The sequence below is a fragment of the Sphaerospermopsis sp. FACHB-1194 genome, assembly GCF_014696235.1.
Lineage (GTDB): Bacteria > Cyanobacteriota > Cyanobacteriia > Cyanobacteriales > Nostocaceae > Sphaerospermopsis > Sphaerospermopsis kisseleviana.
Genome location: NZ_JACJPU010000025.1, coordinates 1 through 15823 on the forward strand (window position 1 = coordinate 1; position 15823 = coordinate 15823).

The window sequence follows — 15823 nt, forward strand, 5'->3', positions numbered from 1 at the left end:
TTGTGGTCTGGTATCCTGTGTTGTTTCATAAATACTTGACCACTTACGACGAAATACTGGAGACAGTGATAAGTCTGCCAGACTGTAGGCGTTGCGTGTCAGCAATATTGCATCCGTCATTTCAAATATTGCGTCTTTTGCCCTACATAAACAATCATAAGCTGCTTGACGGAATTCCATAAGTTGTGTAAAAACATCCATAGCGGTTATATGAGAATTAGTTGTGCTTTTTTCATTTTCCGCTATGGGGGTGTCTGTTCTTACAGGCATCCCTTAATTTTTTTGCAGTCCCTTTCACTAACGATCGCTCTCTTTTAGTCTAAAGTCCAGATCTAAAAATGCCAATCATGTACTAGATAGCGATCGCTTATTTTCCCGTCTGTTGCTTCTGATTTGTAATTTTGTTACGAATTGGGGGCAATTTGCGTAAAATCTCTGCTGAACGCAGTCTATTCTGTCTGTCCAAATACTCTATAACAGTAATTCATCTATATAGGAGCTAACATTTGTGAGTAACGTACAACTAAACAGCAATCAAACAGGTGGACTTTGGCGCGTCCAGAACAATCCAAACAATGATCAATTAGCTCAGGCTATCAACAAAATCAGAAACAGCGCATCTTCATTAGATCGGGGCGGTACATTAGGAGGAGAAACAGCTACTCAAATAGTATATAAAGATTATCTTGATAATCCAAAGATCACAAATGATCAAATTATCCAAATGGTACAACCGGGAAATGTATCAAAAATAACTACTGATCCTAACAATGCCGCAAAAATCAGACAAGAATACCCTGATTATGCCACATCTCGAAATCATCAAGTAGCAGTAGATGTGATGAGTATATTAATAGGTGCTTCGGTATCTGAAAGAGACACAATATCTCAGAATAATCCGGGTTTAGGGTTAACAGGTTCAGATTCAACCCCTTCACTTCTTTATCGTGCTGATCCTAATGGACTTTTAGCACGCAATACAGCTTCCCATGACGTTAGTAGTACCATAACTGATCAATTGGGTATTTCCGGTGTCAATAAAGCTATCTGGGATTTTGATAGCACTACTTTATCCGCAGTTGTGGTAGGGATAAAAAGTCTCTCCAACCGAGAACCCCTTTTCCTTGTTGGTACTAATGGCAATGATTACTTAGTTGGTGGGGCAGGAAATGAGTTTTTAATTGGTCTGAATGGCAATGATTACTTAGATGGTGGGGCAGGAAATGACGGACTTATTGGTGGTAGTGACAATGATTCCTTAGAGGGTGGGGCAGGAAATGACTTACTTAGTGGTGATAGTGGCAATGATTACTTAAATGGTGGGGCAGGAAATGACGGACTTAGTGGTGGTAGTGACAACGATTCCTTAGAGGGTGGGGCAGGAAATGACGGACTTGGTGGTGATAGTGGCAATGATTACTTAAATGGTGGGGCAGGAAATGACACCCTTTATGGTGATAATGGCAACGATTCTCTAGAGGGTAGTACAGGAAATGACATCCTTTTTGGTGGTAGTGGCAAGGATATCTACATCTTTAACAAAGGTGATGGTCAAGATACCATTTCTGATTGGGACACCGCTTCTGGTAATACTGATACTATCCGTTTTGGTACAGGAATTAATCCCACTGATATTACTTTAACTAGAGATCCACATAATCTTTATCTCAGTTATGGCACAACTGATAAAATTACTGTGAAAAATTGGGGTGGTGCTAGTTATCAAATCGAAAAAGTTGAATTTGCGAACGGAATAACTTGGGATAAAACTAAGTTATTAACAGCACCTTTTATGGGAACTGTTAATGATGATTATTTCTTTGGTACAGAGCGAAATGACACTTTTTACGGATTAGCAGGAAATGATTCCCTTTATGGTGGTAGTGGCAACGATATCTACATCTTTAACCAAGGTGATGGTCAAGATACCATTTCTGATTGGGACACCACTTCTGGTAATACTGATACTATCCGTTTTGGTATAGGAATTAATCCCACTGATATTACTTTAACTAGAGATCAAGATAATCTTTATCTCAGTTATGCTACAACTGATAAAATTACTGTGAAAAATTGGGGTAGTGCTAGTTATCAAATCGAAAAAGTTGAATTTGCGAACGGAATAACTTGGGATAAAACTAAGTTATTAACAGCACCTTTTATGGGAACTGTTAATAATGATTCTTTGTATGGTACAGAGGGAAATGACACTTTGTACGGATTAGCAGGAAATGACAACCTTTATGGTAATGATGGCAATGATTCCCTAGAGGGTGGTACAGGAAATGACAGCCTTGATGGTAATGATGGCAATGATTCCCTAGAGGGTGGTACAGGAAATGACAGCCTTGATGGTAATGATGGCAATGATTCCCTAGAGGGTGGTACAGGAAATGACAGCCTTGATGGTAATGATGGCAATGATTCCCTAGAGGGTGGTACAGGAAATGACAGCCTTGATGGTGGTAGTGGCAACGATATCTACATCTTTAACCAAGGTGATGGTCAAGATACCATTTCTGATTGGGACACCGCTTCTGGTAATACTGATACTATCCGTTTTGGTACAGGAATTAATCCCACTGATATTACTTTAACTAGAGATCAAGATAATCTTTATCTCAGTTATGCTACAACTGATAAAATTACTGTGAAAAATTGGGGTAGTGCTAGTTATCAAATCGAAAAAGTTGAATTTGCGAACGGAATAACTTGGGATAAAGCTAAGTTATTAACAGCAACTTTTATGGGAACTGTTAATGATGATTATAATTATGGTACAGAGGGAAATGAAACTTTTTATGGATTAGCAGGAAATGACATCCTTTCTGGTAATGATGGCAATGATTCCCTAGAGGGTGGTACAGGAAATGACATCCTTTTTGGTGGTAGTGGCAAGGATATCTACATCTTTAACAGAGGTGATGGTCAAGATACCATTGTTGATTTTGACAGCACTAGTGGTAATATTGACATCATCCGTTTTGGTACAGGAATTAATCCCACTGATATTACTTTAACTAGAGATCAAGATAATCTTTATATCAGTTATGGTACAACTGATAAAATTACTCTGCCAGATTGGGGTGGTGATGCTGATTATCAAATTGAAAAAATTGAATTTGCTAATGATAGCACCTGGCAAATCATTGATAATGCAAATGAATTAAAGATAGTTAGTTTAAATCAAGCACCGACTAACCTCACCCTCTCTAATACCAACATTGCAGAAAATCAAGCTATTGGTACTGTCATTGGTAATTTTAATACCACAGATCCCGATGCAAATAACACTTTTACCTATAGTTTAGTCTCAGGTACAGGTGCTACTGATAATGCTTTATTTACTATTAGCAATAATCAACTCAAAGCTAATAGTATTTTTGATTTTGAAACCAAAAATAGCTATAGTATTCGAGTCAGAACAACAGATCAAGGTGGTTTAACTTTTGAGAAACAATTAACTATTGGTGTTACTAATGTTAATGAATCTCCTACTAACCTCACCCTCTCTAATATCAACATTGCAGAAAATCAAGCTATTGGTACTGTCATTGGTAATTTTACTACCACAGATCCCGATGCAAATAACACTTTTACCTATAGTTTAGTCTCAGGTACAGGTGCTACTGATAATGCTTTATTTACTATTAGCAATAATCAACTCAAAGCTAATAGTATTTTTGATTTTGAAACCAAAAATAGCTATAGTATTCGAGTCAGAACAACAGATCAAGGTGGTTTAACTTTTGAGAAACAATTAACCATCGGTGTTACTAATGTTAATGAATCTCCTACTAACCTCACCCTCTCTAATACCAACATTGCAGAAAATCAAGCTATTGGTACTGTCATTGGTAATTTTACCAGCACAGATCCCGATGCAAATAACACTTTTACCTATAGTTTAGTCTCAGGTACAGGTGCTACTGATAATGCTTTATTCTCTATTAACAATAACCAACTCCGAGCTAATAGTAGTTTTAACTTTGAAACCAAAAATAGCTATAGTATTCGCGTCAGAACAACAGATAAAAATGGGTTATCTTTTGAGAAACAATTAACTATTGGTGTGACTAATGTAGATAACATTATCACAGGTAATGCTAATAATGAAAACTTTACTACCACAACCGAAAAAGATATCATAGATGCTCAAGGCGGAAATGATATTATTACCAGCGTCTTTGGCAACCTACAACAAAATGATATTATCAATGGAGGCGCAGGTTTTGATACTCTGAATATTACAGGAGGAAATGCCACAAATTCAATCTCTATTGATCTCAACAATACCACTAATCAAGTGAATATTACTGGCACAAAAATTACCAACTTTGAACAGTTTAATTTAAGCAACTTTGCAGGTCAAAGTAACTTCTTAGGTAACAGTGCAAATAATATCTTTAATGGTGGCAATGGTAATGATATTATCAATGGAGGAGATGGTAATGATACCTTAATTGGTGGAGCAGGAAATGATCTTCTCACTGGCGGAAAAGGCCAAGATATCTTAACTGGTGGTTTAGGAAGCGATCGTTTTGATTATCGCAATTTAACCGATTCTTTATTAAGTGGATTTGATATGATCACAGACTTTAACGCCACGACTGGTAATGATTTATTCCGTGTTTCCACCGCACGAGCCGGATTCGTGAATGTCGGAGCAGTAAATACCCTAAATGCAGCAGATATCGGAGCAAAATTAACAGCCACAGCTTTTAAATCTAACTTTGCAGCCCAATTCAGCTTTGGACAAAAAACCTTTGTCGCAATCAATGATACGACAGCAGGGTTTAATGCTGCCACAGATGCCATTATTGAAGTTACAGGATTAACAGGAACAGTGAATGTGAATAACTTTGTGATTAGTTAGAGGATGTTTGAACTCACATTCCACACCCCCGGTGTCACAATTGGTAATTTCGATTTTTTGAACCCTTTTGAAGATACTTTTTCTACAAAAGAGTCGAAATCTGAGGTAGCGATAGCAAAGCGTTACTGCAAGCAGTTCGCTAATCCCAAATCCCCAAACGACCATTTTTCGTTGTGTGACAGTTGAATGTGCGGAATGTGAGGTTCAAACTCACATTCCGCATAAGCGGAGAATAAAAAAATAATTATCTCCAAAAACATTGTTTGGTAAGGGTTTTCAGGATTTTAGTTCAAAGGAACTATAAAATGTTTATTAGGAATTTATCTCATTTATTGAGAATATTTTTGGAGTAAAGTTTGTACAACCCTGAATCTTTCGTGATAATTATTCAGAATTGGATTTTATCTGCGGAATGTGGGTTCAAATCATATGTAGCTATCAAAAAAAGCTAACGCTTTTCTGGAAGTAAAAAATTTAACTTCTAAAACAATATGCTACAAGCAGTGCTTCCCAACTCAAATAGACCTGTCCGAAAATTAAAAAGGCAGTCTGTGTATGGCTTTGAGGATGTTCTCATTTCAGCCAGACTTGACGTAATCATCAGGGCTAGAGATAGTTACTGTTAGTATAGCCCGGAAAAAATGCCGATGGTTATTTCATCATCTGCATACTTTTAACCCACCTTCCGCACCCTAAACTGTCACACAACGAAAAATGGTCATTTGGGGATTTGAGATTGGCGAACGCTACCTAAACTTTAGACCATTTTGTATTAAAATTATCCTCAAAGGTCTTCAAAAATCCGAAATTACCGATTGTGACACTGGGGGGTGCGGAATGTGGGTTTTAACACATATCATAAATAGACATTTCCGGGAATTACAGCTATTTTCAGGTAAATAAACCACATTTTGATTTAGGTTTCGCGTCAACAATGTAGGGGCGTTCGCGAAGCGTGCTGGAAGCATCAGCATTCGGACAATTAATTATCGGTTTTTACCTAAGACTATCATCCGAATGCTTCGCTCTGACTGTGGTCTAAAGACATGAAAACTGCTGTAATGTAGAGACGTTCTATAGAACGTCTCTACAAGGGTTTTAGAAAACGCACATTTAATTTTCGGACAAGTCTAATGACTAATAACTAACGACTAATGACTAATTGACTATAATCCAGGCAGTTCTAGTCCACTAGTCAAATCTTCCATACGTTCCCGCATAGTCGCAGTAGACTTGTTGTAGGCATCTTTCATAGCTGCTGTTACGAGGTCGGAAAGTAGCTCTGAACCTTGTGCTATTGCGTCTGGGGAAATTTCTACTCTTCTGGGTTCTTGGTTGCCACTAACAATTACTTTAACCAGTCCACCACCAGATTCTCCTTGAATTTCCATTTGCTCTAATTCTTCTTGGAGACGCTTTGCACCTTCTTGAACCTGCTGTGCTTTTTTAAAAGCGTCCGCAAGTTCTTTCATTTTTCCTAGGCCAAAACCAAATCCCTGTCCTTTTCCTGCTGTCATAACAAATTTTCCACTTATGCTTTGAATAACAAATCAAATTCAATTATAGTTGGGTTGGGTAATTGGTAATGGGTAATGGGTAATTGGTAATTGGTAATTGGTAATTGGTAATTGGGAAAAATAAAATTGATTACCCAGTCACCAGTCACCAGTCACCAGTCACCAGTCACCAGTCACCAGTCACCAGTCACCAGTCACCAGTCACCAGTCACCAGTCCCCAGTCACCAGTCCCCAGTCCCCTATCAACAAACTGCTTGAAACTCGCCAATCATTTTAACCTCTGGTTCTAACCAAATTGACCAACGTTCTTGTACTTCACGTTGAATATGATTAATGAGACAGAAAATATCGCTGGCTTTAGCTCCACCACGATTAACGATAAAATTAGCATGAAGTTGTGCAACTTGCGCTCCACCGATTTGATAGCCTTTTAAACCAGCTTGTTCAATTAACCATCCAGCAGTGTAAGGCTTAGGATTGCGGAAAACACTGCCACAACTGGGAAAATTATAAGGTTGGGTAGAAAGGCGATGTTGTTTATGTTGTTTGGTTGTAGCTATAACTTGTGCTGGATCTGCACCGGGTTGAAGTTGCAAGGTTGCTTGAGTAACTATCCGTTTTCCCCCTTGCAATAATGAAGTCCGATATTTGTAACCTAATTCCGCTGGGGTGAGAGTTTCTAATGTACCATCAGGAGAGAGCAATTCCGCGCTCACCAACATATCTGCAATACAGCTATTATGCGCCCCTGCATTCATCACAACTGCACCACCAACAGTTCCCGGAATACCCACAGCCCATTCTAACCCTTCCCATCCCAATTCTGCGGCTTCCCATGCCAAGCTAGGAATAGATTCGCCTGCGGCGACAGTTAATTGACCTGTTTCTAGGTCGAAGTGCTTGGAACGGAAATGACGAGTAGCAATCACTAAGCCTGGTATACCTTGATCGCTGACCAACAAATTAGAACCTGCTCCCAGGATTGTTATTGGTAAATCTTGTTCTTTTGCGTACTCAATACTTGCTTGTAATGCTTCTAAGTTGCGTGGAGCAACGTACCATTGGGCTTCTCCTCCAACTCTGTAGGAAGTAAATGCTGATAAAGAAGCCTGGGTTTTAATTACACAATCAGTACCGGGTAAGTAAATTACTTCACTATCAACAGAATTAGTTGTTTGCTGTTTATTTGTAGTCAAAGCAGAAATCTTACAGACGTTTCCAGCAGCCGGGGAAGTTATCATCGTTGCTTTAATTGGTAATTTTTATTACTCTTTTACCGTAAAATTCCGGCAATAAGTTTAACTAATGAAACTATTGCTAGATAGGAAATTCGCACAAGAAACAAAACCTAGAAAACCTAGAACTGTGCTTTGCTTAGGATGTGGCTTTAGCTGGTTCACGAAGTGTAGCAATTACTTCAGGAATCGCTTGATTCAGATTACCAGCACCTAAAAATAGCGCCAAATCACCAGAACGCAGGTTTGACAATAAAAACTCGCACACAGAGGATAAAGTCGGTTGATAAATAACCTGCTGATGCTGCTTCCCTATTTCTGCTGCTAATTGTTCACCATTAATCAGTCCTAAATCTGGTTCTCCGGCGCTGTAAATGTCAGTGAGAACTACTAAATCAGCATGGGTAAAGGATTCGGAAAATTCTTCTAAAAAGGTAAGTGTCCGACTATAACGATGGGGTTGGAAGATGGCAACTACCCTTTGTCCTGGTCTAGCCTGAAGACGTGCTGCGGCCAAAGTAGCACGAATTTCGCTAGGGTGATGGGCATAATCATCAATAAAAGTAATACCAGCCGCTTCTCCCCGGAACTCAAAGCGCCGTCTTGCTCCTTCAAAGGTAGCAATACCTTTAGCAATTTCCCCAAATTCTAAACCCAGGGCGCGTCCTACGGCTACTGCGGCTAGAGCATTGCTGAGGTTATGCCGACTCAAAAGTTGTAGATTTAATACACCCAAGGCTTTACCTTTTTCCCAAACCAAAGCTGTTGTACCATCAGCACGATAGTCAATGTTGGTGACAGTATAGTCAGCGCCGGTATCTGGATGTAGACTATAGCTGATGTTTGGGTTAAGGCGATCGCGCACTGTGTCACAATCAATGCTACCTACTAAAATTTGGCAACCCTCGGCAAATTTTTGGAAAGTCTCAACTACTTCGTCTAATGTTTCGTAGTGGTCAGGATGATCGAGTTCAATATTGGTAATTATCCCGATAGCTGGGGCGTGTTTCACCAGAGAACCGTCAGATTCATCTGCTTCAGCCACTAGATACTTGCTTTCCCCTAATCTAGCATTCCCTTCCCAGGCATTTACTTCTCCACCGACTAAAATGGTCGGGTCAAGACCAGCTTGCCATAGCATATAACCAATCATGCTACTGGTTGTAGTTTTGCCGTGAGTTCCTGCTACAGCAATGCTATAATAATCAGCAATCAAGGCAGCTAAGACATCAGAACGGTGTAAAATTGGACAACCTAATTCTATGGCAGCTTTATATTCCAAATTATTGGTATTAATAGCTGTTGAACAAATTACTTGAGGTAAGTTAGACTTATCAACGGGCAATTTTTCTGGTGAATTTAATACTATTCCATCAGCCGATTCTTGAGGACGAAAGAACTCCAGATTGCTGGCTTCTTGTCTACTAAAAATGTGAGCGCCCAGGGATTCTAACTTGCGTGTAATCTGATTAGGTCGCAGATCAGAACCTGATACTGGTAATTGCCGTTTTGTCAACACATAAGCTAGAGCCGACATTCCTATACCGCCAATCCCAATGAAATGAAATGGTCTACCGCTAAAATCTATCTGACTATTCATCTTTTGTTCCTCTTACACCACACCACAAAATCTTTACATAAGACACGCGTATCATAACAGGATTTGGATTTTTACAGATACTGCTCCTGTAGGATTTTCATATCTGAATAAAGGGTTAATTTTTTACTTTGTTTTTGCTTGTTCAGAAAGATATTACCCTGACGAGAGAGTTTCTCTATTTCTGATATCTTTTTATGATTATTCTGAAAACTGGGGTAACATCGGGAAAAAAATCCTGTAATGTTAAATACATATCGTTGATGGCTTTACTAAAAGTGGCTACGGAAGTCCTTGAGTTACAAACATAATTTGACACTAAGTAGGTAGGCGTTAAAAATGGTCGTTATGGCAAGGCAGGAGGCAGGAGGCAGAAGGCAGGAGGGAAGAGACTTTTAGGTAACTTTACTTTTCGTTACATACGTCTGTTTTTTTGTGCTTTTCTACTTATATCCAGCCAGCAGGTGAATTGACTACAATAATACATTGGTAGGGAAAAGATTATTCAACTAGTTGCAGTAGGAAATTTTAGGAGGCAGGAGGTAGGAAGTAAGAGACAAAACTTTAGCAGTGTGCTTTACTTTACCTGAATATTCCCGCACATCAAATGCAGAAACTAGCAATTTTTGGAGGTACATTTGACCCAGTTCACTGGGGACACCTACTCGTAGCCAAAATGGCTTTGACGCAATTACATCTGGAACAAATAATTTGGATACCTTCAAAAAATCCTCCTCATAAACAAGCCGCACTGTTTGAACATCGAGTAGCAATGCTGGATATAGCTACTAAAAATAACCCAGCTTTTACAGTCTCACTGATTGAGAGAGAATGCTCTGGGACTTCATACTCTATTAACACCCTGATTGATTTATCTGCTTTTTACCCAAATACTCATTGGTACTGGATTATCGGTTTGGATGCTTTCCAAACTTTACCTCGTTGGTATCGTGGATATGAACTAGCACAAATGTGTGATTGGTTAATTGCCCCCCGACAGGTCGGTGGTGAGACTATAGCTCAAACTGAGTCAATCTGCAACCAAGTAGAAAAAAAATTTAGAGAAAAATCACATACAATCAATTGGCAGTTACTGCATACACCTTTAGTAAGAGTTTCGTCAAGTATCATCCGTGAACTTTGTCGCCAAGGCTGTTCCATTGATGATTTAGTACCGAAATCAGTCGGCTTGTACATCGCCACTCACAATCTTTACACTCATAATTCTGAATAAATTCTGTATTTTTTTTGGGATAGAACACTTTATAGTTATAAATACTCCTCCCCTTTGCGATATGATTGGGGTCTGGAACAGAATCAAAACATTTACTCCAATCTACTCATTGAGCGAAAAAATCTAGACTTCAACACTCAAAGGTGTGATAATTACCCTGTTTTTAGGTAATAACCAAGCCTAAAGCATTTGCACAGTAGGGTGAGTTACACCCAATCTTAAAGCCTGTGGACTGGGTAGTGCCGACACTTCCAGAGTGAAGCAGGAAGTAAACAAAGCTCATGAGTAATTTTGAGTAGGTTTTATATAACGGTCAACGATATCAATTTATAGGCATAAATACAGAGGGCAAGACACTGTGATTAGAGTTGCAATCAACGGTTTCGGGCGCATTGGACGGAACTTCGCACGCTGCTGGATAGGTAGAGAGAATAGCCCAGTTGAACTTGTGGGTATCAATGACACTTCCGATCCTAGAACCAATGCTCACCTGCTCAGATATGACTCGATGCTGGGAAGGTTACAAAATGCGGATATTACTGCTGATGATAATTCCATTACTGTCAACGGTAAGACCATTAAATGCGTATCTGATCGCAACCCAGATAACTTGCCCTGGAAAGAATGGGAAATTGATCTGATTATTGAATCCACTGGTGTTTTTACCAGTAAGGAAGGGGCAATGCGCCACGTTAATGCTGGTGCTAAAAAGGTGCTGATTACTGCTCCTGGTAAAAATGAAGATGGTACTTTTGTGATGGGTGTGAATGATGAAGATTATGATCACAACGTACATCACATTATCAGTAACGCCAGCTGTACCACTAACTGTTTAGCTCCTATTGCCAAGGTGCTGCATGAAAAATTTGGCATCATCAAAGGCACAATGACCACTACTCACAGCTACACAGGAGATCAGCGCATCTTAGATGCTTCTCACCGTGATTTGCGTCGCGCTAGAGCGGCTGGTATTAACATTGTTCCCACTTCTACTGGTGCGGCTAAAGCGGTGGCTCTGGTACTCCCAGCTTTAAAAGGTAAGCTGAATGGTACAGCTTTGCGTGTACCCACCCCTAATGTTTCAATGGTGGATTTTGTAGTTCAGGTTGAAAAACCCACTATTACAGAAGAAGTTAACCAAGTCCTCAAAGATGCTTCTCAAACCTATCTCAAAGGCATTTTAGGTTATAGCGAACTTCCTCTAGTATCTTCTGATTATCAAGGTACAAATGAATCTTCCATTGTTGATGCCAACTTAACTTTGGTTATGGGCAATGACATGGTAAAAGTGATGGCTTGGTATGACAATGAGTGGGGTTATAGCCAACGCGTTTTAGACTTAGCTGAGTTAGTAGCCAATAAATGGGCATAATTTAGGTGACAGGTGACAGTAAGAAGGCAAAAGGCAAAAGGCAAAAGGCAAGAGTTTATTCTTTCCAATTACCAATTACCAATTACCAATCACCTAACTAAAATGCTGAAATCCCTGGCTAAGTGTTAAAACTTGGTCGGGGATTTTTTCGTTTTCATGTTGTAAAATTACTGTTGAGCCTGGTGTAATTTTACCGACAATGGCTGCACCTGCACCTAGTTTTTTTACTAATTCTAATGCGGTTTGTGGTGGTAAACAGAGGACTAATTCAAAATCTTCGCCCCCGTATAGTGCATAATTGAGCGATCGCTGTAGTGTGAGCCAATGATTAAATGTTGATGGTAGAGGAATTTTACTTGCTTCTAAAATAGCGCCTACTTTACTAGCACGGCAAATTTGTAATACTGCATCGGCTAAACCATCACTGCTATCCATCCCAGATATGAGGCAGGGAGCAGAGGGCAGGGAGCAGGGAGAGAAAAGTATTTCTTTGAGAATGGGTATGACATCTAAACGTGGTCTGGGACGCTGGTGTGCGGTGATTAAAGCCACCTTTTCTTCTGATTTGAGGTTTTGACCTATTTCGGGATTTAAGAGCAGTTCTAAGCCCCCACGAGAAGCACCATGAATACCTGTAACGACTATGGCATCACCTATTTGAGCGGTGGAACGATGGATAATAAAATCAGGGTTGGCTTGACCAAAGGCGGTTATGGATAAAGTGGTAATGGGCGATCGCACTATATCACCACCAACTATAGGAACGTTATATTTTTGCAAGCATTCTGTCATGCCCTGATACATTCTTTCAACCCATTCAACGCTTAAATCTCCTGGTAAACCCAGTCCAACGGTGATACCCAAGGGAAAAGCCCCCATAGCTGCTAAATCGGATAAATTAGCAGCAGCAGCACGCCAACCAGCATCCTCTGGAGCAGTGGTAACATCACTAAAATGTACACCATCAACTAACATATCTGTAGTTACTACCAAAGATTGCTTTGATTCTGTCGCCAAAACTGCCGCATCATCACCTATCACCTCTGAAGGACAAAAGCGTTGTAATCTCTCTAAAAGACCTTGTTCGCCAATATCTCGAACTTGTAAATGTTCTGCTGGTAAATTAGACATAATTTTGTATTAATTGAAGAGGCAGGAGGCAGGAGGCAGAAGGCAGAAGGCTGAAGGCAGGAGGCAGAAGGCTGAAATTTTGAATATTTGTATTTTCCTATTCCCACTGATAACTGATAACTAATAACTAATAACTAATAACTAATAAAAATGCGAACTATTGCGGAAATTAATGAAAAAATCAACCAAAAACGCGCCGTAGTTTGGACGGTTGAAGAACTGAAAAAACGAGTAGCGGAAATCGGTATCACCAAAGCTACTAAAGCAGTTGATGTTATTACCACCGGCACTTTTGAACCAATGGAGTCTAGCGGTGCAATTATTAATTTAGGACATACTGACCCACCGATCAAAATTCGCCGCTGTTGGTTAGATGGTGTACCAGCATATTCTGGATTTGGTGCAGTAGATTTATACTTGGGTGCTAGTTGTGCTGTGGAAACGACAGAGGGTGAAGAACTGAGAGAACGTGGCGGAGGCCATGTAATTGAAGATTTAATAGCAGGTAAACCTATACAAGTAAGGGCTTTAGGACAAGTTACCGACTGTTACCCCAGAGCAACTTTTGAAACTACTATCACCTGTGACACTATCAACCAATTTTATTTATTTAATCCGCGCAATCTTTATCAAAACTTTATTATTGGGGTAAATGGAGGCGATCGCCCACTGCATACCTATCTAGGACCCCTCCAACCCCGTTTAGGTAATGCAGTTTACTCCAACCCTGGGGCAATTTCTCCCTTATTCAATGATCCCGATTTACAACTTGTGGGAATTGGGACAAAAATCTTCTTAGGTGGTGGAATAGGTTATGTAGCGTGGGAAGGTACGCAGCATTTCCCCTTACAAAAGCGGTTAGCTAATCGAACACCCATTGGACCATCGGCCACTTTAGCCTTAATTGGTGATGCCAAACAAATGGATGCGCGGTGGGTGCGGGGTTGTTACTTCAAAAGTTATGGACCATCTTTGATGTTAGGTGTGGGTGTGCCACTTCCGGTTTTAAACGAAACAGTAATTGAACGTTGTGCAGTCCAAGATCAAGATTTAGTAGCGCCAATAGTAGACTTTTCTATTCCCCGTCGTGTCCGTCCCACCTTTGGTTTAGTTAGTTATGCTCAACTAAAATCGGGAAAAATTCCCATAGAGGGTAAAGCGGTGCGAGTTGCTCCTTTAGCCAGTATGTTTCTCTCACGACAAGTAGCCGTAGAGTTGAAACAATGGATAGAAGCCGGCACATTTACCCTCACAGAATCAGTTGCTCCCATTCCTAGTGAACGAGCTTTTCTACCCCAGGACAGATGGACAGACTTTTAATGGTGATTGGTGATGGGTGATTGGTAGATTGGTGATTGGTGATTAGTGATTAGTGATTGGTGATTGGGAAAATACAAATAATTTTCCCCCTGCTCCCTGCTCCCTGCTCCCTGCTCCCCTGCTTCTTCCCCAGTCCCCAGTCCCCAGTCCCCAGTCCCCAGTCCCCAGTTTCTATTCTTGAGGTTTCGGCTTTTTCACTGGCTTAGGAGCAGGTGTTTTTGGTACAGGTTTAGACACCGCAGAGGTTTCCCCACCTATTTTCTTGATGGGACGTGGAGTTTCTCCATCGCGTCTGGGGGGAAATGGTTTTCTGCCACCAGCACGGGGTCCACCTTTGAATGGTGGTTTGCGTTTTTTGGGTAAATCAGCGATCGCTTCAGCAGTTTCTACTATCAATACATCAGCTTCGCGCTTGACTTTGAAATCCCAAAATTTGCCCACAGCTTTGGTAGCCAGCACACCCCGCATTTTCAACTTAAAATACTTGGGTTTGTCAGTTGGTTTCCGTGGAGCTTGCTTGATTTTAACTACCAAACTCTTAGCGTCAAAAGATTGGTAAACTACCTCACCACGCACAGAAAATTCTCCATCAGGAATTTCTGATGAAGCTTTTACGGGCTGGGAAATTTCTTCTTTAGCAGCAGTTTGGCGAGTAGATTTCTTGGCAGCACCATTTTCGGGTCTCTCTAAAGCTTGTGAACCCGATTTTTTGCCATCCTCATCTGGGGAATTTTTAGCCAGATTTTCTGGTTCCCAAACTCCAACAATTTGGATGTGTAGTGAGTCATTTTCTTGTCTGGTGCGGGGATAAACTACCCAGAGATGTTGTTTTTCTAAGTCCAGGTGATTTTTGACTAAACTCATAATCCGCCCTAAAAGGACGGCATTTAGCTCCACACCATCAGATGTGATCAGTGTTCCTTGGGTAAACTGTTCACTGCTGGGAGAGTAGCGCCCCCGGACTAAACCAATGGCTCGGTATTGCAATGGTTCGCTTGGAGGTGGGATCGGTTGTTGGCGATGAGCCAAATTCCCATTAATATCACTCTCGTTAGGTTTAACAGGTGAACTATCCGGTTTTGATGACTTAGCTGTTAAGTCAATTTTAGCTGGAGCCTGGTTAGAGGCTGTAGAATTGGAAGATTCAGGAGACGGCATCAGGTCGGAATTCATAAAAACTCCTTGCGGCGGAGACACATCCCATTATGGGATTTGACAAAAGCAGATGGAAAGAGCGTTTTTATGGCTGATAAAAGTATATTTCCTTTTAATCTGGCCATTATAGAGTGGGTTGTGCGAACACAAAGGCGCGAAATTTCTCATTTAGAGACTAAATGTGTCATTTAGCGCCTTTACTCTAGTTTCGGAAGCATAGCATAGCTATAATTCTGAATGCTCCTCCTAAAGTCATCACTTACTTTAACAGTCTAGATAGTTTTTTGTTATAAAATTCACAGTGAAATAACCGTATTCCGCAAAGTTTTGGAAAATTTTAACTTTGTGCTTTGTGTAAATATTAATTTCATTAATTTCGATTTAT

General features: G+C 40.3%; 11 protein-coding genes and 1 pseudogene. 6 read left to right on the forward strand and 6 right to left on the reverse strand.

Going from position 1 to position 15823, the window contains the following annotated elements; genetic code table 11:
* A pseudogene (locus H6F45_RS15170) lies at positions 1-270 on the reverse strand (hypothetical protein); the annotation flags it as partial.
* 238 nt (positions 271-508) lie between these two features.
* Between H6F45_RS15170 and H6F45_RS15175 the strand changes: the two are divergent.
* Positions 509-4876 (forward strand): calcium-binding protein, encoded by a 4368-nt coding sequence (locus H6F45_RS15175; protein ID WP_190347596.1) that lies wholly within the window; start codon positions 509-511, stop codon positions 4874-4876.
* Between the two features lie 1166 nt (positions 4877-6042).
* Here H6F45_RS15175 and H6F45_RS15180 read toward each other — a convergent pair.
* The gene (locus H6F45_RS15180; RefSeq protein WP_096569112.1) at positions 6043-6393 is read right to left on the reverse strand and encodes a YbaB/EbfC family nucleoid-associated protein; all 351 of its coding nucleotides are present in this window, start codon (positions 6391-6393) and stop codon (positions 6043-6045) included.
* A gap of 104 nt (positions 6394-6497) precedes the next feature.
* Between H6F45_RS15180 and H6F45_RS15185 the strand changes: the two genes are divergently transcribed.
* Positions 6498-6671: an alpha/beta hydrolase gene (locus H6F45_RS15185; protein WP_242052636.1), complete on the forward strand. Its 174-nt coding sequence runs from the start codon at positions 6498-6500 to the stop codon at positions 6669-6671.
* Here the strand turns inward: H6F45_RS15185 and murB are convergent.
* A complete protein-coding gene (gene murB, locus H6F45_RS15190) occupies positions 6637-7635 on the reverse strand; it encodes a UDP-N-acetylmuramate dehydrogenase (RefSeq protein ID WP_096569109.1) in 999 nt (332 codons plus the stop codon). The genes H6F45_RS15185 and murB overlap by 35 nt on opposite strands.
* A gap of 133 nt (positions 7636-7768) precedes the next feature.
* Positions 7769-9229 (reverse strand): UDP-N-acetylmuramate--L-alanine ligase, encoded by a 1461-nt coding sequence (murC, locus tag H6F45_RS15195; protein ID WP_096569106.1) that lies wholly within the window; start codon positions 9227-9229, stop codon positions 7769-7771.
* 604 nt (positions 9230-9833) lie between these two features.
* On the opposite strand from murC, the gene nadD reads away from it, so the two are divergent.
* Positions 9834-10460 carry a nicotinate (nicotinamide) nucleotide adenylyltransferase gene (gene nadD / locus H6F45_RS15200; RefSeq protein WP_096569102.1) on the forward strand — a complete coding sequence of 209 codons (627 nt, stop codon included), beginning with the start codon at positions 9834-9836 and terminating at the stop codon, positions 10458-10460.
* A 358-nt stretch (positions 10461-10818) separates the two neighbouring features.
* Positions 10819-11832 carry a type I glyceraldehyde-3-phosphate dehydrogenase gene (locus H6F45_RS15205; RefSeq protein WP_096569099.1) on the forward strand — a complete coding sequence of 338 codons (1014 nt, stop codon included), beginning with the start codon at positions 10819-10821 and terminating at the stop codon, positions 11830-11832.
* Between the two features lie 93 nt (positions 11833-11925).
* Here the strand turns inward: H6F45_RS15205 and thiL are convergent, their stop codons facing one another.
* Positions 11926-12963 (reverse strand): thiamine-phosphate kinase, encoded by a 1038-nt coding sequence (gene thiL, locus H6F45_RS15210; RefSeq protein WP_190347598.1) that lies wholly within the window; start codon positions 12961-12963, stop codon positions 11926-11928.
* Positions 12964-13113: 150 nt separating this feature from the next.
* Between thiL and H6F45_RS15215 the strand changes: the two genes are divergently transcribed.
* Entirely contained in the window at positions 13114-14283 is a 1170-nt protein-coding gene (locus tag H6F45_RS15215; RefSeq protein WP_190347599.1) for a homocysteine biosynthesis protein, read from the forward strand.
* A gap of 52 nt (positions 14284-14335) precedes the next feature.
* Positions 14336-14464: a hypothetical protein gene (locus H6F45_RS27050; RefSeq protein WP_277876983.1), complete on the forward strand. Its 129-nt coding sequence runs from the start codon at positions 14336-14338 to the stop codon at positions 14462-14464.
* Here H6F45_RS27050 and H6F45_RS15220 read toward each other — a convergent pair.
* Positions 14455-15456 (reverse strand): hypothetical protein, encoded by a 1002-nt coding sequence (locus tag H6F45_RS15220; protein ID WP_190347600.1) that lies wholly within the window; start codon positions 15454-15456, stop codon positions 14455-14457. The two genes, H6F45_RS27050 and H6F45_RS15220, sit on opposite strands and share 10 nt — an antisense overlap.
* Positions 15457-15823: the final 367 nt, after the last annotated feature.

Coding starts and splice junctions, on each gene's coding strand:
- H6F45_RS15180 (WP_096569112.1), bottom strand. CDS start 6,393: ATGACAGCAGGAAAAGGACAGGGATTTGGTTTTGGCCTAGGAAAAATG.
- murB (WP_096569109.1), bottom strand. CDS start 7,635: ATGATAACTTCCCCGGCTGCTGGAAACGTCTGTAAGATTTCTGCTTTG.
- murC (WP_096569106.1), bottom strand. CDS start 9,229: ATGAATAGTCAGATAGATTTTAGCGGTAGACCATTTCATTTCATTGGG.
- nadD (WP_096569102.1), top strand. CDS start 9,834: ATGCAGAAACTAGCAATTTTTGGAGGTACATTTGACCCAGTTCACTGG.
- thiL (WP_190347598.1), bottom strand. CDS start 12,963: ATGTCTAATTTACCAGCAGAACATTTACAAGTTCGAGATATTGGCGAA.
- H6F45_RS15215 (WP_190347599.1), top strand. CDS start 13,114: ATGCGAACTATTGCGGAAATTAATGAAAAAATCAACCAAAAACGCGCC.
- H6F45_RS15220 (WP_190347600.1), bottom strand. CDS start 15,456: ATGAATTCCGACCTGATGCCGTCTCCTGAATCTTCCAATTCTACAGCC.